Source organism: Streptomyces albus subsp. chlorinus, assembly GCF_013302895.1.
GTDB lineage: Bacteria > Actinomycetota > Actinomycetes > Streptomycetales > Streptomycetaceae > Streptomyces > Streptomyces chlorinus.
In genome coordinates this window covers 2,248,536-2,265,156 of sequence record NZ_VJOK01000001.1, presented here as the reverse complement: position 1 = coordinate 2,265,156, position 16,621 = coordinate 2,248,536, and the positions used below count along the sequence as shown (strand labels likewise).

Sequence of the window (16,621 nt, the reverse complement as noted above, 5' to 3'; positions counted from 1 at the left end):
GGAACTGACCCGTGCCGGCCGCCGCGGCCCGCTCGGCCTGGCAGGACGTCCCGCCGCTGCGCGTGCGGCAGTTCGCCGGGCGGGCGAGGGAGGAGGTGCCCGTCCTGGCGCAGGACATCCTCTCCGCCATCCGGCGCGAGTACCCCGGGCTGCCCCTGGTGCTGGACGAGTCGGGCGAGCCGATGGCCCTCATCGGCATCCGCCGCGCGCTGGAGCACTTCGTGGAGAACCTGGCCACCGGCCTGGAGGCCCCCCACGTGCCGCCGCAGGTCTTCCAGGAGTTCGGCCGGGGCGAGGTCCTCCAGGGGCGCAGCCTCGACTCGCTCCAGGCCGTCTACCGGCTCGGCATCCGGCTGGCCTGGCGCCGGTTCGCCGAGATCGGCACCCAGATGGAGATCCCGCCGCCCGCCATGTACGAGCTGGCCGAGTCCGGCTTCCAGTACCTCGACGGGCTGGTCGCCGAGTCGGTGCGCGGCTACGCGGAGGCGGCGGCGCGGCAGGCCGGCGAGCGGCTGCGCCTCCAGCGCAGACTGCTGGACCTGCTGCTGTCCGAGCACCCGCCGCGCGGAGGGGACCGCGCCGACCTGCTGGCCGACCGCGCCGCGCGGATCGGCTGGCGGGTGCCGCGCACCGTCGCCGTCGCCGTCCTGGTCCGCCCGGCCCGCTCGGCCGTCCCGCCCGCCGTGGGCGACGAGGTGCTGCTCGACATGGAGTGCGAGCAGCCCCGCATGGTCGTGCCCGAGCCGGAGGCCCCCGGCAGGACGGAGCTGCTGCGCCGCTCCACCGCGGGCTGGGCCGGCGCCCTGGGCCCGCCCGTCCCGCTGGCCGACGCCGTCAAGTCGCTGCGCTGGGCGCGGACCGCCGTCACCCTGATGGAGCGCGGCCTGCTGCCGGGCGGTGAGCTGCTCTCGTGCACCGAGCACACCGAGGCGCTCGTCCTGCTGCCGCCCGAGGAACTGATCGCCGGGCTGGCGCGCCGCCGGCTGGCGCCCCTGGACGCCTGCGGCCCGGCCCACAGCCGCCGGCTGGCCGAGACCCTGCTCGCCTGGCTGGAGACCCGCGGCGGTGCCCCGGAGGTGGCGGCGCGGCTGGGCGTCCACCCCCAGACCGTCCGCTACCGCCTGCGGCAGATCCGCGAGCTGTGGGGCTCCGGCATCGACGACCCCGACAGCCGCTTCGAGCTGGAACTCGTCCTGCGCACCATGCGGCTGCGCGGTGAGCTGGGGCCGGCCTGATCCGGCGTCCGGGCCCGGTCAGCCGTCCCCGGCGGCGTCGGGGGACTCGCCCAGCATGCGCCGCAGCAGGTCGCGCAGGAGGGTGCGCTCGGCCGGGGTGAGCCCCTGGAGGGGTTCGCCCGCGAAGTCGAGGTGGCCGCGCAGCCGGGCGGCGGTGGCGCGGCCCTCGTCGGTGGCGGCGGCGACCTTGACCCGGCGGTCGGCGGGGTCGGGCCGCCGCTCGGCGAGGCCGCGCGACTCCAGCCGGTCCACGATGCCCGTCACGTTCGAGGGCTCGCACTTCAGGTGCCGTGCGAGCTGCCGCATGGGGGTGGGCCGGCGCGCCAGCAGGGTGAGCACCCGGGCCTGGGCGCCGGTCAGCGCGTGCGCGGCCGCGGCCAGTTCGTACTCCTGGTGGTAGCGCGCCACCACCGTGCCTATCAGTTCGGCGACCTCGATGGTGAGCGCGTCGGGGGTACGACTGTCTGCTGCCATACGACCAGCTTAGCGCAATGCTTGACAACATGAAATATTCAGATGCATGGTTGTTTCAGTAAGTGAAACAACCAGGAAGGCGTCACCGTGACCTCATCCGAGTCCCCCCGCCCCGGCACCGCGGAGATCCCCGAGACGGGCCGCGCCTGGCACCTGACGGCGCGCCCGCAGGGCTGGCCGACGCCGGACGACTTCGCCCTGCGCGAGGAGCCCGTCACGGCCCCCGCCGACGGTCAGCTCCTGGTGCGCAACATCCACCTGTCCGTCGACCCGTACATGCGCGGCAGGATGAGCAGCGCCAAGTCCTACGTCGAGCCGTACAAGCTGAACGAGCCGATGTACGGCGGCGCTGTCGGCGTCGTCGTCGCCTCCCGTGCCGAGGGCTTCGCCCCCGGTGACCACGTGCTGCACGACCTCGGCTGGCGGGAGTACGCCACGCTCCCGGCCGAGCGCGCCGCCAAGGTCGACCCCGACGCGGCCCCCCTGTCCACCTACCTCGGCGTCCTGGGCATGCCGGGCCTGACCGCCTACGCGGGCCTGGTGCGCGTGGCCGGCTTCCAGCCGGGCGACGCCGTCTTCGTCTCCGGCGCGGCCGGCGCGGTCGGCAGCGAGGTCGGCCAGATCGCCCGGCTCAAGGGCGCCTCGCGGGTCATCGGCTCCGCGGGCTCCGACGAGAAGGTCGAGCTGCTGACGAAGGAGTACGGCTTCGACGCGGCGTTCAACTACAAGAACGGCCCGGTGGCCGAGCAGCTCAAGGAGGCGGCCCCGGACGGCATCGACGTCTACTTCGACAACGTCGGCGGGGAGCACCTCGAGGCGGCCATCTCCGCGATGAACCTCCACGGCCGGATCGCCGTGTGCGGAATGATCTCCCAGTACAACGCCACCGAGCCGACCCCGGCCCCGCGCAACCTGGCGCAGATCATCGCCAAGCGCTTCCGCATGGAGGGGCTGCTGGTGATGGACCACGTGGACATGCGGCCGCAGTTCGTGGAGGAGGTCTCCGCCTGGGTCCGCTCCGGAGAGCTGAAGTACCGGGAGACGGTGGTGGAGGGCGTCGAGAACACCCTGGACGCCTTCCTGGGCCTGCTCCGTGGCGAGAACGTCGGCAAGATGATCGTCACCCTCGGCGCCTGACCACCGGTACCGGCCGGGGCTCCCGGCCCACCGGACCCGCAGGGCGCATACGCTGGTCACCGCACCGACGGGAACACGGGCGCGATTCCCCCGGTGTGCCATCAACAGGAGGTACCCCACATGGCAATCCAGCCCATCGACGTCAAGTACACCGCCGTCGCCACCGCGGAGAACGGCCGTGACGGCCGCGTGGCCAGCGACGACGGCCAGCTCGACGTCGTCGTCAACCCGCCCAGGGCGATGGGCGGCAGCGGCGCGGGCACCAACCCCGAGCAGCTCTTCGCGGCCGGCTACAGCGCCTGCTTCCAGGGCGCGCTCGGTGTCGTGGCCCGCAAGGAGGGCGCCGACATATCCGGCTCGACCGTCACCGCCGAGGTCGGCATCGGCAACACCCCGGAGGGCGGCTTCGGTCTCACCGTCGCGCTGAAGGCCACCATCCCGAACGTGGACGCGGCCACGGCCAAGGACCTGCTGGAGAAGGCCCACCAGGTCTGCCCGTACTCCAACGCCACCCGCGGCAACATCGAGGTGACCCTCCAGGTCGTCTGACGGCCGGCTCGTCCGGTTCCGGGCCGGGGTGCCGCAGCGTGGGCGGCACCGGGCCGGAACCGGTCCGCTGAACGGCGCCCCGCCGGGCTATCCGGCGGGGCGCTCGGCGGTGATCCGGGCGTAGGCGAGCCGGGCGAGGCTGCGCTGGCCCTCCTGGCTGGGGTGGAACCAGTCCCAGTTGCTCAGCTCCGCCGCGGTGAAGCGGTAGTTGAAGACCGCGCCGTTGTCGTACCGGCAGCGCAGGTCCTTGGCGCACTCCTGCCGGAGGACGGTGTTGTAGGCCACGACGCGCTCCTGGACCTGCCGGCGCCGCTCCTGGTCGGCGGGGGCCGTGGACCGGGGGTTCTTGAGCATCGACTGGCAGATGCCCAGCTTCCACACCTGCTGCCCGAACGGGCTCTTCCGGCCCTGCTGCCACAGCCGCTGGAGGTTCGGCACGCTGGAGACGTAGACCTGGGTCCGGGGCGCCCGGGAGCGCAGGGTGTGCAGCGCCTCCCGGAAGCCGGCGCGGAACCCGGCCACGGGCGTCATCCGCGCGACGCTGGGCCGGCAGGCGTCGTTGGCGCCGCTCATGACGGTCACCATGTCGGGCTTCCGGGCGGCGGCCTTGCGCATCTGCGCCGGCAGGTCGCCCATGACGGCGCCGCTGACCGCGTAGTTCCAGCTCTTGCCCGCGGGGTCGCTCACCAGGCGCCGGGCGAGGCTGTTGACGCTGTCCGCCGTTCCGGTGGCCCAGGAGACACGGGTGCAGTCGGCCAGCAGCGAACAGGCGTCGAACCCCCGCGTGATCGAGTCGCCCACGGCGGCCAGCGACTCCGGCGTACGGTCCCAGACGCGGCGCGGCGCGGGCTTCTTGTGGGGGCGCGAGGAGCCGTCGGCGCGCTGCTCACCCGGCCCGTCGCCCCCGTTCGGCCACCCCCCGAGGGTCACGGCGAGCACCAGCCCGGTCACGACGGCGAACACGAAAGCGCAGATGGCGACGGTGCGGGCGCGGGGACGCCGGGACGGACCGGGGGGCTGTGGACGTGTGTTCTGCGCCTCATGGCTGACCGGCATCCGACCCCCTGTTTCGCTGGTGCCCTCCCGACGGTACGTCACCCACCGTGTGCCGCCCGCGCGGTAGCTTGTGCCGTGGCCGGCGGAGCCGGAGCGCCCGCGGGCACGGCGACTGGTAAATATTACCTCGCGTCACATCCTGTCCCTTTCGGGGAGAATTGGGCGCGGTGGTGTTTACTATTCGTAACCTCGGGAGCTGGTAGGGAAGTGACCGGTGGTGCACATTGTCAGGCGCTTTTCCGGCGCGTGACCGATAGGTGATCGAGGCCGCCCGGTGGCGACCCTCGGAGCGCACTGGAGGTCCCGGTGACGACACGTGGAGTTCTGTACGTCCACTCGGCGCCCCGCGCCCTGTGCCCCCACGTCGAGTGGGCCGTCGCGGGCGTGCTGGGTGCCCGCGTCAACCTCGACTGGATCAGACAGCCCGCCTCGCCCGGCACCTGGCGTGCCGAGTTCTCCTGGCAGGGCGATCCGGGCACCGCCTCCAAACTCGCCTCCGCGCTGCGCGGCTGGCACCTGCTCCGCTTCGAGGTGACGGCCGAGCCGTGCCCCACGGCGGAGGGCGAGCGCTACAGCTCCACCCCCGACCTCGGCATCTTCCACGCCGTCACCGGTATGCACGGCGACATCCTCATCCCCGAGGACCGGCTGCGGGCCGCCGTCGCCCGCGCCGGGCGCGGCGAGAGCGAGCTGGAGGCCGAGATCGCCAAGCTGCTCGGCAAGCCCTGGGACGACGAACTGGAACCGTTCCGCTACGCCGGTGAGGGCGCCCCGGTCCGCTGGCTGCACCAGGTCGTCTGACCCGCCGGGCGCCCCGGCCCGCGCGTGCCGCTTGCCTTGGAGCGCACTCGAACCCCTACCGTTCCCGCATGTCTGACGAAACCGCCCCCCTGGGCTCCGTGGCGGTGCTCGGCACCGGCACGATGGGCGCCGCGATGGCCCGCAACCTCGCCGCCGCCGGACTGGACGTCCGCGCCTGGAACCGCACCCGGAGCCGGGCCGAACCGCTGGCCGCCGACGGCGTCACCGTCGCGGACGAGGCCGCCGACGCGGTGCGCGGCGCCGACGCCGTCCTGACCGTCCTGTACGACGGACCCGCCGTGCTCGCGGCCATGCGCGCCGCCGCGCCCGGGCTGGCCGGCGGCACGGTGTGGATGCAGTCCAGCACGGTCGGCCCCGACGGGCTGGTCCCGCTGGCCGGGTTCGCCCAGGAGCGCGGGCTGCGCCTGGTCGACGCGCCGGTACTGGGCACCAGGGCACCCGCCGAGGCGGGGGAGCTGACCGTACTGGCCGCCGGCCCCTCGTCGGTGCGGCCCCGGCTCGCCCCCGTGCTGGACGCAGTCGGCAGCAGGACCCTGTGGCTGGGCGAGGAGCCCGGCGCCGCCAGCCGCCTGAAGCTGGTGGTCAACAACTGGGTGCTCACCCTCGTCAACGGCACGGCGGAGACCCTCGCACTGGCCGAGGGGCTCGGCGTGGCGCCCGACGACTTCCTCGGCGCCGTGGCGGGCGGCCCCCTGGACAGCCCCTACCTCCAGGCGAAGGCCGGGCTGATCCTCCAGGGCGCCCGTGAGGCGAGCTTCCCGCTCTCCGGCGCCCGCAAGGACGCCGAACTCATCGCGCGGGCCGCCCAGGCGGCGGGGGTCCGGCTGGACGCCACCCCGGCGGTCGCCGAGCGGCTGCGGCGTGCCGAGGCGCAGGGGCACGGCGGGGACGACGCGGCGGCCTCGTTCTTCGCCGGTTTCGACGCCAGTGACTACGGCCGGGGCGACGCCCGCGGCGCCTCCTGACGCCGGGCCGCCGGACCCCACGGTAAGAGCCGGACAGCGACCGGGCGGACGCACGGGTAAGGGGCGCCCTCCAAGGGAGGACGCCCCTTACCCAGGAGCGGACCGGGCCGGACCGCGCCCGGCACGCGGCCGGGCGGGCTCAGACCGTGCGGAAGGCCAGCACCACGTTGTGGCCGCCGAAGCCGAAGGAGTTGTTCAACGCGGCGATCCGGCCCTCGGCCGGCAGGGCGCGCGCCGTGTCGCGCACGATGTCGCCGTCGGCCTCCGGGTCCAGGTTGTGGATGTTGATCGTCGGCGGAGCCGTGCGGTGGTGCAGCGCCAGCAGCGTGGCCACCGTCTCGACACCACCGGCGCCGCCCAGCAGATGGCCGGTCATCGACTTGGTCGCCGAGATCCCCATATGGTCCATGTCGTCGCCGAAGACCTTGCGCATCGCCTTCAGTTCCGCCAGGTCGCCCTGCGGCGTGGAGGTCGCGTGCGCGTTGATGTGCACGATCTCGGCCGGGTCCAGGTCGTTCCGCGCCATCAGGTTCTGCAGCGCGTGCGCGATGCCGTTGCCCGAGGGCTCGGGCTGCACGATGTCGTGGCTGTCGGCGGAGATGCCCTGGCCCACCGCCTCGGCGTAGACGCGGGCACCCCGGCGGCGGGCGTGCTCGGCCGACTCCAGGACGATCACACCGGAGCCCTCGCCCAGCACGAACCCGTTGCGGTCCACATCGAAGGGGCGGGAGGCGCCCTGCGGGTCCTCGTTGTTCTTGGACATCGCCATCATGTTGGCGAAAGCGGCCACCGGCAGGGGGTGCAGGGCCGCCTCGGTGCCGCCCGCGACGACGATGTCGGCGCGTCCGGTGCGGATCATCTCGATCGCGTAGCCCACCGCCTCCGAGCCGGAGGCGCAGGCGCTGACCGGGGTGTGCACACCGGCCCGCGCGTTGACCTCCAGGCCGACGTTGGCGGACGGACTGTTGGGCATCAGCATCGGCACCGTGTGCGGCGAGACGCGACGGACACCCTTCTCACGCAGCACGTCGTACTGCTCCAGCAGGGTCGTGACCCCGCCGATGCCGGAGGCCACCACGGCGCCCAGCCGGTCCGGGGCCACCGTCGGGTCCTCACCGGCGCGGGCGCTGAAGCCCGCGTCGGCCCACGCCTCACGGGCGGCGATCAGCGCGAACTGGGCCGAGCGGTCCAGCCTGCGGGCCTGGGGGCGGGGGATGCTCTCGCCCGGCTCGACGGCGGCGCGCGCCGCGATCCGCACCGGCAGGCCCTCGGCCCACTCCTCCTCGAGTGCGACGACGCCGGAGCGCCCCGCCACGAGCCCATCCCAGGTCGATGCGCTGTCGCCACCCAGCGGTGTGGTTGCGCCGATACCGGTGACGACCACGGTGTCATTGGTCGCGTTCACTGGATTTCTCTCCACGGTAGGGGGACTCGTTCGAGCCACCCGGCCGGGTGGCGACAAACGCGTCAACGGTTGTGTCAGCTCTGGTGCTTGAGGATGTAGTCGGTCGCGTCACCGACGGTCTTGAGGTTCTTGACGTCGTCGTCCGGGATCTTGACGCCGAACTTCTCCTCGGCGGCGACGACGACCTCGACCATCGAGAGCGAGTCCACGTCCAGGTCGTCCGTGAAGGACTTCTCCGGCTTGACGTCCTCGGTCGGGATACCGGCGATCTCGTTCACGATCTCGGCGAGGCCCGAGACGATCTCTTCCTGCGTGGCGGCCATGGCGGCGCTCCTTCGTTGTGCGGTGAGTCCGCAGCGCCCGACCCTGTCGTACGGGGCTGCTCGATTGTGACTAGGGGAGGGTAACGACCGTGGCGGCGTAGACGAGACCCGCCCCGAAGCCGATGACCAGAGCGGTGTCCCCGCTCTTCGCCTTCCCCGTCGCCAGCAGCCGCTCCATCGCCAGGGGGATGGAGGCAGCCGAGGTGTTGCCCGTGGTCTCCACGTCGCGGGCGACCGTGACGTGCTCGGGCAGCTTGAGGGTTTTGACCATCGAGTCGATGATCCGCATGTTCGCCTGGTGGGGGATGAAGACGTCCAGGTCCTCGGCCGCGACCCCGGCGGCGTCCAGCGCCTGCTGCGCGACCTTCGCCATCTCGAAGACCGCCCAGCGGAAGACCGTCTGGCCCTCCTGGCGCAGCGCCGGGAACTTCAGCGAACCGTCCTCGCCGAGCGGCAGCTGGGACACGTCGCCCACCCGGTAGCCGCTCCAGGGCACCGTCTGCGTGATGACGTCCCGCTTGTCGCCCTCCGAGCCCCACACCGAGGGCCCGATGCCCGGCTCGTCGGAGGGGCCGACGATGACGGCACCGGCTCCGTCGCCGAACAGGAACGCCGTGGAGCGGTCCGTCAGGTCCGTCAGGTCGGACAGCCGCTCGGCGCCGACCACCAGCACGTACCGCGCGCTGCCCTCGACGATCAGGCCCTTGGCGAGGGTGAGGCCGTAGCCGAAGCCCGCGCAGCCCGCGTTGATGTCGAACGCCGCGGCCTTGCCCGCGCCCATCCGGTCGGCGATCTCGGTGGCGATGGCCGGGGTCTGCTTGAAGTGCGAGACGGTGGAGATGATGACGGCGTCCACCTGGGAAGCGGCGATCCCGGCATTCGCGACGGCCTTGCCCGCCGCCTCCAGGGTCATCTCCGCGACCGTCTCCTCGGGGCCCGCCCAGTGCCGGGTGGCGATGCCCGAACGGGAGCGGATCCACTCGTCGGAGGAGTCGATGTGCTTGAGGATCTCCTCGTTCGGCACCACCCGGGTCGGGCGGTATCCGCCGACGCCGAGAATCCGCGCGTACGGGGAGCCCTGCGCGGGCTTGATCTTCGCGGTCATGCTTCTCGGGACTCCTTGGAGGTCAGGCGGATGTGTGCGCGGCGAACAGCTCCCGGGCCGCGGTGAGGTCGTCGGGCGACGTGAGCGCCAGCCGCTCCACCTGGGGCAGGGCGCGCTTGGCCAGCCCGGTCAGGGTGCCGCCGGGGCACAGCTCGATGAGGGCGGTGACGCCCAGCTCCTGGAAGGTGTCCATGCACAGGTCCCAGCGCACCGGGGCGGAGATCTGCCGCACCAGACGGCGGACGACCTCGGCACCGGAGTCGACGACCTGCCCGTCATAGTTGGACAGGTAGCGGGTGAGCGGGGTACCCGGCGTGACGTCCCGTACGGCCGCCTCCATGGCGGGCAGGGCGGGGGCCATGTGGTCGGTGTGGAAGGCGCCGGCCACCTTCAGCGGCAGGACCCGTGCCTTCTCCGGCTTGTCCGCGGCCAGCGCCGCCAGCTGCTCGGTGGTGCCGGCGGCCACGATCTGGCCGGCGCCGTTCATGTTGGCCGGCGTCAGGCCGAGCTTGGCCAGGTGCGCGGTGACCGCCTCGGGCTCGCCGCCCAGCACGGCCGACATGCCGGTCTCGGTGACGGCGGCGGCCTCGGCCATCGCCTTGCCGCGGGCCCGCACGACGCGCAGCGCCTCCAGCGGGGTGAGCACACCGGTCAGCGCGGCGGCGGTCAGCTCGCCCACGCTGTGCCCGGCGAAGGCGGCGACCTGGGCGGCCTTGCCCGGCGCGTCCTGGGAGGGCTCGCCCTCCAGCAGTTCGAAGGCGGACAGCAGGCTGGTGGCGACCAGCAGGGGCTGGGCCACGGCCGTGTCACGGATCGCGTCGGCGTCGGCCTCGGTTCCGTAGTGCACCAGGTCGAGGTCGATGGCGGCGGACCACTGGGCGAGCCGGTCGGCGACGCCGGGGAGTTCCAGCCAGGGGGTCAGCAGGCCGGGCTTCTGGGAACCCTGGCCGGGAGCGACGAGTACGAGCACCCTTTCACTCTCTCCTGTGGACAGTGGTCTCGGCCGGTGGGGACCGAGACGAAGAACGGGGAGGGGAATTGTGGCTCCCCCACAAAAGACGCCCGTCAGCTTACGGCTGACCGCCCGCGTCGGCGAGACGCCCCAGGATCAGCGCGACACGCAGCGTGAAGGCGGAGCGCACATCGGACGGGGACCAGCCGGTGACGTCCGTCACACGTCGCAGCCGGTAGCGGACGGTGTTGGGGTGCACGAACAGCATCCGCGCGGCCCCCTCCAGGCTACTCGCCTGCTCCAGATAGACGCTGAGCGTCTCCAGCAGCGCCGATCCGGCCTCCTCGAGCGGTCTGTAGATCTCCTCCACCAGCAGCTTCCGCGCCACCGGGTCACCGGCCATCGCGCGCTCCGGCAGCAGATCGTCGGCGAGCACCGGACGGGGGGCGTCGGGCCAGGCCGCGCACGCCTTGAGCCCGGCCATCGCCGCCTGCGCCGAGCGGGTCGCCGCCAGCAGGTCGCCCACCACCGGCCCGGCCACCACGGGGCCCGCGGCGAACGGGCCGATGAGCGACTTGGCGGCCCTGAGCGGGTCGTCGGAGCCGCCCGCGATCACCACCAGCCGACTGCCGAGCACCCCGGTGAGGACCTGGAGCTTGGCCTGCCGGGAGGCGCGCCGGATCGCCTCGACGGTCAGTTCGCTGTCGCCGTCGGGCGCGGTGCCCAGCACGACGGCCACGTGCTCGGGGGAGTTCCAGCCCAGCGCGGCGGCCCGGGAGACGGCGCCCTCGTCGGCCTCCCCGGAGAGCACCGCGTTGACCACCAGCGACTCCAGCCGCGCGTCCCAGGCGCCGCGCGCCTCGGCGGCCTGCGCGTACACCTGCGCGGTGGCGAAGGCGATCTCCCGCGCGTACACCAGCAGCGCCTCGCGCAGCACCGCCTCGTCGCCGGGCGCGGCCACCTCGTCGATGGCGGCCTCGACGACCTCGATCGTGGTGCGCACCATCTCCACGGTCTGCCGCAGGGTGATGGCGCGGGTCAGTTCGCGCGGCGCCGTGCCGAAGACGTCGGTGCTGATGGCCTGCGTGGTCTCCGGGTGCCGGAACCACTCGGTGAAGGCCGCGATGCCCGCCTGCGCGACCAGGCCGATCCACGACCGGTTCTCCGGCGGCATGGCGCGGTACCAGGGAAGCTGCTCGTCCATGCGCGCGATCGCCGCGGCGGCGAGCTTCCCGGAGGACTGCTCCAGCCGGCGCAGGGTGGCCAGATGGGGGTGCTGGGGTGGGTCTGTGGCGTGGGGCACGGAACAAGCCTGCCTTACCGGACTCGGCAGGCGGGCGCGGGGGCGGACCGCGGACGGCGGAGGGGGCGCGGCCGGGACTACCGTGGAGCGCATGGCACAGGTGGTGTGGCGGGCCGGGGACCGGTACCGGGGCGGCGACGCGGAGGCCGGGATCGAGACCCGGCACGCCTTCTCGTTCTCCGGCTTCTACGACCCCGACAACGTCGGCTTCGGACTGCTGGTGGCCTGCAACGAGGAGCGGCTGGCGCCCGGCGCCGGGTTCGCGGAGCACCCGCACCGGGACGTCGAGATCGTCACCTGGGTGATCGAGGGCGAGCTGGCGCACCGGGACTCGGCCGGGCACGAGACGGTGGTGCGCGCCGGGGACGTGCAGCGGCTCGGCGCGGGCAGCGGCGTGCGGCACAGCGAACGCAACGCGGGCACGGGAGAGCTGCGCTTCGTCCAGATGTGGCTGGTCCCCGGCGCGTTCGGCACCGAGCCCTCCTACGAGGTGGTGCGCGGCATCGCCGAGCGCACCCCTTTCGCGCTGCCAGGCACCGAGGCGGTACTGCACGTGAGGCGGCCGGCCGGCGAGGAGCGCGTCGCCGTGCCCGACGCGGCCTTCGTCTACCTCCACGTGGTGCGCGGCCGGGTGCTGCTGGAGGGCACGGCACTGGGCGAGGGCGACGCGGCACGCCTGACCGACACCTCCGGCCTGGTGCTGAGCGCCGCCCAGGACGGTGCCGAGCTGCTGATGTGGGAGATGCACGCCGAGCCCGCCTACGGCTGACGCGGCCGGGCCCGGCCGCCGTCGGGGCGGGGGGCGGGGTCAGCCCCGCAGGTCGGCCAGCACCGCGTCCGTGAACGGGGTCCACGCCTCGATCGCCCACTGCCCGAAGGCGCGGTCGGTGAGCGCCACGCAGGCGGCCCCCGCCTCCGGGTCGACCCACAGGAACGTCCCCGACTGCCCGAAGTGGCCGAACGTGCGCGGCGAGGAGGAGGCACCCGTCCAGTGCGGGGACTTGCCACCGCGGATCTCGAAGCCCAGCCCCCAGTCGTTCGGCTTCTGGTGCCCGTACCCGGGCAGCACCCCGGTCAGGCCGGGGAAGACCACCGAGGTGGCCTCCCGCACCGTCGAGGGGTGCAGCAGGGTGGGGGACTGCAGTTCGGCGGCGAACCGCATCAGGTCCTCGCAGGTGGAGACGGCGTCCTTGGCGGCCGAGCCGGCCAGCTGGGTGGACGCCATTCCCAGCGGATCGAGCACGCCCTCGCGCAGATACTGCGCGAGGGGCATCCCGGTCGCCTCGGCCAGGTGGTCGGCCAGCGTCTCGAACCCCGCGTTGGAGTAGATCCGCCGGGTGCCGGGCGCGGCCATCGCCCGCTGCTCGTCGAAGGCGAGCCCGGAGGTGTGCGCCAGCAGGTGCCGCACCGTCGAGCCCTCGGGTCCGGCGGGCTCGTCCAGCTCGACGGCGCCCTCCTCCAGCGCCATCAGCGCGGCGTACGCGGTCAGCAGCTTGGTGACGGAGGCCAGCGCGAAGCGCTGTGCGGCCGGGCCGTGCGCCCCGGCCACGGTGCCGTCCGCGCGTACGACGGCCGCCGCCGCTGTCGGCACCGGCCAGGTCTCGATCATCCGCAGGCTGTCCATGACGTCGAGCCTAACGGCCGCTCTCCCACGCGGATTTTGACCTCCCTTTGCCCTTGCTTGGAGTGCGCTCCAACTCCGTAGCGTTCACTTGTGACCGTGACCGAGACGACCGCTAACGAGACGACCGCGACCGAGAGCCCGCGCGCCGCGGGCCCCGCACCGCGGCCCGCACCGTGCGCCGAGCCCGGCGGGCGGCACCCGCGGCCGGACGGACAGGACCGCTACACCATCAGCGAGGTGGCCGCGACCACCGGGCTGAGCGCGCACACCCTGCGCTGGTACGAGCGGATCGGCCTGATGCCGCACGTGGACAGGTCCCACACGGGCCAGCGCCGCTTCAGCAACCGCGACCTGGACTGGCTGGACCTGGTCGGCAAGCTGCGGCGTACCGGTATGACCGTCGCGGACATGGTGCGCTACGCCGAACTGGTCCGCGAGGGCGAGAGGACCTTCCCCGAGCGCCAGGCCCTGCTGGAGGAGACGCGGCGGGACGTGCTCGAACGGATCGCGGAGCTGCGCGACACCCTCGAGGTCCTCGACTACAAGATCGACCACTACTCCCGGAAGACCGGCGGCGACCTCCCGTCGGCGGCCCGCGCCGCGGCGGCCCACGCCCCGGCGACCGCGTAGCGGGCCGCACCACGCACGGGGGCGTCAGTTGTTCCCTGGCGCCTCGCCCACCGGGATGTGCGGCTGGGCGGAGTCGACCGGCTGCTCGGTGTCCACGTGCCCCAGCTCGGGGCGGGGCGCCAGCGGGGAGAGGTGGAAGACCGCGCTCGCTTCCGTGGTGCCGGTGTTGACCAGGCGGTGCCGGACCCCGATCGGCACCATCAGGGAGTCGCCCGCCCGCAGCGCCACCTTCTCCCCGTCCAGGCTCATCTCCATGTCTCCCGCGGTGACGTGGAGGAACTCCTCGGAGTACGGGTGGTAGTGCTCGGTGATCACCTCACCGGGCCGGAGCCGGAGGAACCCGCCGAAGCCGGACGTCGATCCGACCGTCCTGGGCCCCAGCGTCAGACGGAGGTCACCGCCGCGCCGGCGGTTCGGTTCGATGTCGGAGGCCGATACCTTCTGCCTCTCTGCGTTCATGTGAGCACCACTCTCCTCGTCTCCGGCCGCCCGTGCCGGCACGGCGGCGTCCAGTGCCTCTCCGGCGCTTCACCTTGCCGGTGGGGGCTTGAGGACGGCTCAATGGACGACCGGCCCTCGGCAGAGCCCGCCGGGGCGGGCGGGGAGACGTCGGCGGTGGTGGGAGAGGGGCGGCTGCCGCACCGCCCGGTATCACTGCTGGGACGGCACCGAGCCCGACTGCCGGTAGGAGGCCAGGCCGCTGATGAAGACGTCGAGGAAGACCTCGAAGCGGGACTCGGGGGAGTCGGCGAACATCGCCGGACCGTGTTCGGAGAGCTTGGGGAACCTCTCCTTGGGCAGCTCCGCGAAGTAGGTGCGGATCTCCTCGTCGGACTCGTCGTCGATGCCCCGCTCGTGCCACATGTCCGTCTCCAGCACGACGCCTTCGACGAGCAGCGACAGCATGTCGCCCGCCTTGGTGGCGATCGGCGCGGGCAGCCCCGCGGCCAGGAACAGCGCGAGCATGCGCTCCAGTTGGACGACCAGGTTGGGTCCCGCCGGGAAGCGCCCCATGGAGATCCGGGCCATGTCGCGGTGCGAGAGCAGCAGCCGGCGCAGCTGCCGGGCCAACTCCCTGACCTGCTCCTGCCAGTTGTCCGGGTCCGGGTCGGGCACGCTGAACCGCGTGTAGACGTGCTCGTACATGACCTGGAGCAGCTCGTCCTTGTCGCGGACGTGCGCGTAGAGAGCGGAGACGGCGACGCCCACCTCGGCGGCCACCTTCCGCATGCTCAGGACTTCGAGCCCTTCCCGGTCCAGCACGGCGAGGGCGCCATCGATGATCGTCTGGAGCGTGAGGGGTTTCCGCTTGGGAGCAGGGCGTTTGGCGAGACGCCGCTGCTCCCAGGGCGGAGTGAGAGAGTCAGCGCCGTCAGCTGCGTTGTCCCGGTGGTCCGTCCTGGCCATGCGCCGAGGATACATGGGAGGACCCCTTGAGCGTCGAACGCTGTTCAGGTACGGTGAGCACTGTACTGTTCAGGTGTTCTTATCTGCTGGAGGTTCAGGGCAGGACCTTGTCGTCCGTCAGGAGTCCCTGGTGTATGCGCTGAAGCTCCACCGACGGGCTTAAACCGATCTCGTCGCTCAGTGTCACCCGTAGTTTCTGGTAGACCTGGAGGGCCTCGTTGCGTCGCCCCATTGCCTGGAGTGCCCGGATGAGCCGGCCGTGGAACCACTCGTTGAGCGGGTTCTCGGCGACGAGGCGCCTGAGTTCTCCGACCAGCTCGCCTTCTCTGCCGAGCTGGAGCTCCGCCTCGATGCGTTGTTGCAGCACCTGGAGGCGCTGCTCCTCCAGTTGCACGGCGTACGCGCTCAGCACGGGGCCGCAGTCGACGTTCCCCAGCGGCGGGCCCGTCCACAGCTTCAGGGCCTGGGCCAGCTTGGCGGCGGCCTGCTCCGGCCGGCCCGCCTTCAGCTCGGCCTGCCCCTCGGCGGCGAGCTTCTCGAAGGACCAGGCGTCGATGGTCTGCGGGTCGAGCTTCAGGAGATAGCCGAACGGCTGGGTCTGGAGAATTTCGTCCCCGTGTTCCGCCACCCCCTCCCGTTCGAGCATTTTTCGGAGGTGGTAGATGTAGGTCTGCGCGGTGGTCATCGCGCTCTTCGGCGGTGAATCACACCAGAGCTCCTCGATGACCGAATCCACGCGAACCAGGCGGCTGGCGCGCAGGAGCAGAAGCGCCAGTACTTGCCGCACTTTTGGAGCCGACGGTGTACAGAAATGGTCACCGTTGATCGCTTCTACAGAGCCGAGAAGTGTGAATCGCATCGTGAATCCCCCTTGTGGATGAGAACCTCTTCTGGAAAAGGGGCGGTCAGCCCCTTCAAGATGTTCGTAGATCACGAGCAATGCTCGGCCGGACGTGACTGGTCCGGCCTTGAGCGGTCACAGCGCTCACGGCGTGGAGGTGGCAGGGCGCACTGCTCCGGCCCGGCACGGCTGCTTCATCGCGCCAGTTGGAAGAGGCGTTCCACGTCGCAATCAGATGTCTTTGCTGGTTTCTTGTCCCGTCGCGGGGGCGACGGGTGCGCGGGGCCTGTGGTCGTGGAGTAATCCGCCACCGCGAGAAACCGGGAGACCCGGGTGGTCTCGGCGAGGGTGTTGCCGGTGGGTTCGGTCGGTGCAGGGGGGAGTGCTCAGTCAATGTGCTGCTCCCGCTTGGCGGGTCGGTGACTGAAATTCATATGTTAGAGCGGGCTGTCCCGGCCTCGGTCGCGGCCGTGAAGGCAACCGCATGCTCTTCTCACCCCGTTCCGCGTCCCCCGACTTAGTGCTTCACGACCCTAAGGTGTGGAGTGGGTCGCTCGCAAGGTTTACGACATCGGTTCGCACGAATCTCGACTGTATTTCGGGTATCGATCGAGCCGCAGGCCGGAGGGGGTGAGAGGGGCAACCGGAGCGATAACCGAGCAACTCGCGGGACTTAAGTGAATTCTTTCACTTGTTCTGGCGATGGCTACTCGTGACGGTTCCGCGGCTGCTGCAAAGGCCGCTCCTGCGCCGCGGCGGGGCCCTCGACGGCGTCCTCTTCGCCCGCGTCCGG

18 protein-coding genes are annotated in these 16,621 nt (G+C 72.2%); 7 read left to right on the top strand and 11 right to left on the bottom strand.

From position 1 onward, the window contains the following. The first annotated feature begins 11 nt into the window (after positions 1-11). Positions 12-1,235 carry a helix-turn-helix domain-containing protein gene (locus tag FM076_RS10240; RefSeq protein ID WP_173869645.1) on the top strand — a complete coding sequence of 408 codons (1,224 nt, stop codon included), beginning with the start codon at positions 12-14 and terminating at the stop codon, positions 1,233-1,235. 18 nt (positions 1,236-1,253) lie between these two features. On the opposite strand, the gene FM076_RS10235 is transcribed toward FM076_RS10240, so the two are convergent. After that, positions 1,254-1,709: a MarR family winged helix-turn-helix transcriptional regulator gene (locus FM076_RS10235; RefSeq protein WP_173869643.1), complete on the bottom strand. Its 456-nt coding sequence runs from the start codon at positions 1,707-1,709 to the stop codon at positions 1,254-1,256. 87 nt (positions 1,710-1,796) lie between these two features. On the opposite strand from FM076_RS10235, the gene FM076_RS10230 reads away from it, so the two are divergent. Next, the gene (locus tag FM076_RS10230) at positions 1,797-2,846 is read left to right on the top strand and encodes a zinc-binding dehydrogenase (RefSeq protein WP_173869641.1); all 1,050 of its coding nucleotides are present in this window, start codon (positions 1,797-1,799) and stop codon (positions 2,844-2,846) included. Between the two features lie 120 nt (positions 2,847-2,966). Further along, on the top strand, positions 2,967-3,395 hold the full coding sequence (locus FM076_RS10225) for an organic hydroperoxide resistance protein (protein WP_173869640.1): 429 nt from the start codon (positions 2,967-2,969) through the stop codon (positions 3,393-3,395). An 87-nt stretch (positions 3,396-3,482) separates the two neighbouring features. Here the strand turns inward: FM076_RS10225 and FM076_RS10220 are convergent, their stop codons facing one another. Further along, on the bottom strand, positions 3,483-4,451 hold the full coding sequence (locus tag FM076_RS10220; RefSeq protein WP_173869639.1) for an SGNH/GDSL hydrolase family protein: 969 nt from the start codon (positions 4,449-4,451) through the stop codon (positions 3,483-3,485). A 306-nt stretch (positions 4,452-4,757) separates the two neighbouring features. On the opposite strand from FM076_RS10220, the gene FM076_RS10215 reads away from it, so the two are divergent. Both FM076_RS10215 and FM076_RS10210 read left to right on the top strand, forming a co-directional pair. Continuing rightward, complete coding sequence (locus FM076_RS10215) at positions 4,758-5,252, top strand: DUF3145 family protein (protein WP_173869638.1); 495 nt, start codon at positions 4,758-4,760, stop codon at positions 5,250-5,252. Between the two features lie 68 nt (positions 5,253-5,320). Next, on the top strand, positions 5,321-6,238 hold the full coding sequence (locus FM076_RS10210) for an NAD(P)-dependent oxidoreductase (protein WP_173869636.1): 918 nt from the start codon (positions 5,321-5,323) through the stop codon (positions 6,236-6,238). 139 nt (positions 6,239-6,377) lie between these two features. Here the strand turns inward: FM076_RS10210 and FM076_RS10205 are convergent, their stop codons facing one another. The 5 genes from FM076_RS10205 to FM076_RS10185 all read right to left on the bottom strand — a co-directional run bounded on the left by FM076_RS10205 (position 6,378) and on the right by FM076_RS10185 (position 11,326). Beyond that, on the bottom strand, positions 6,378-7,643 hold the full coding sequence (locus tag FM076_RS10205; protein ID WP_173869634.1) for a beta-ketoacyl-ACP synthase II: 1,266 nt from the start codon (positions 7,641-7,643) through the stop codon (positions 6,378-6,380). A 74-nt stretch (positions 7,644-7,717) separates the two neighbouring features. After that, the gene (locus FM076_RS10200) at positions 7,718-7,966 is read right to left on the bottom strand and encodes an acyl carrier protein (RefSeq protein ID WP_173869633.1); all 249 of its coding nucleotides are present in this window, start codon (positions 7,964-7,966) and stop codon (positions 7,718-7,720) included. 70 nt (positions 7,967-8,036) lie between these two features. Next, positions 8,037-9,071: a ketoacyl-ACP synthase III gene (locus FM076_RS10195; RefSeq protein ID WP_173869631.1), complete on the bottom strand. Its 1,035-nt coding sequence runs from the start codon at positions 9,069-9,071 to the stop codon at positions 8,037-8,039. Between the two features lie 22 nt (positions 9,072-9,093). After that, positions 9,094-10,041: an acyltransferase domain-containing protein gene (locus FM076_RS10190; protein ID WP_173869628.1), complete on the bottom strand. Its 948-nt coding sequence runs from the start codon at positions 10,039-10,041 to the stop codon at positions 9,094-9,096. A 100-nt stretch (positions 10,042-10,141) separates the two neighbouring features. Continuing rightward, positions 10,142-11,326: a helix-turn-helix domain-containing protein gene (locus FM076_RS10185; protein WP_173869626.1), complete on the bottom strand. Its 1,185-nt coding sequence runs from the start codon at positions 11,324-11,326 to the stop codon at positions 10,142-10,144. A 91-nt stretch (positions 11,327-11,417) separates the two neighbouring features. Here FM076_RS10185 and FM076_RS10180 point away from each other — a divergent pair, with 91 nt between their 5' ends. Continuing rightward, a complete protein-coding gene (locus FM076_RS10180) occupies positions 11,418-12,095 on the top strand; it encodes a pirin family protein (RefSeq protein WP_173869624.1) in 678 nt (225 codons plus the stop codon). Positions 12,096-12,134: 39 nt separating this feature from the next. On the opposite strand, the gene FM076_RS10175 is transcribed toward FM076_RS10180, so the two are convergent. After that, positions 12,135-12,950, bottom strand: coding sequence for a serine hydrolase domain-containing protein (locus FM076_RS10175; RefSeq protein ID WP_173869622.1), 816 nt, complete (start codon positions 12,948-12,950; stop codon positions 12,135-12,137). Between the two features lie 90 nt (positions 12,951-13,040). On the opposite strand from FM076_RS10175, the gene FM076_RS10170 reads away from it, so the two are divergent. Continuing rightward, entirely contained in the window at positions 13,041-13,580 is a 540-nt protein-coding gene (locus tag FM076_RS10170) for a MerR family transcriptional regulator (RefSeq protein WP_173869620.1), read from the top strand. A 24-nt stretch (positions 13,581-13,604) separates the two neighbouring features. Here FM076_RS10170 and FM076_RS10165 read toward each other — a convergent pair whose 3' ends face one another. The 3 genes from FM076_RS10165 to FM076_RS10155 form a co-directional block, all read right to left on the bottom strand. Then, on the bottom strand, positions 13,605-14,039 hold the full coding sequence (locus tag FM076_RS10165; RefSeq protein ID WP_173869618.1) for a cupin domain-containing protein: 435 nt from the start codon (positions 14,037-14,039) through the stop codon (positions 13,605-13,607). 192 nt (positions 14,040-14,231) lie between these two features. Continuing rightward, the gene (locus FM076_RS10160) at positions 14,232-14,987 is read right to left on the bottom strand and encodes a TetR/AcrR family transcriptional regulator (protein ID WP_173869616.1); all 756 of its coding nucleotides are present in this window, start codon (positions 14,985-14,987) and stop codon (positions 14,232-14,234) included. A 94-nt stretch (positions 14,988-15,081) separates the two neighbouring features. After that, positions 15,082-15,846 (bottom strand): AfsR/SARP family transcriptional regulator, encoded by a 765-nt coding sequence (locus tag FM076_RS10155; protein WP_173869614.1) that lies wholly within the window; start codon positions 15,844-15,846, stop codon positions 15,082-15,084. Between the last annotated feature and the right edge of the window lie 775 nt (positions 15,847-16,621).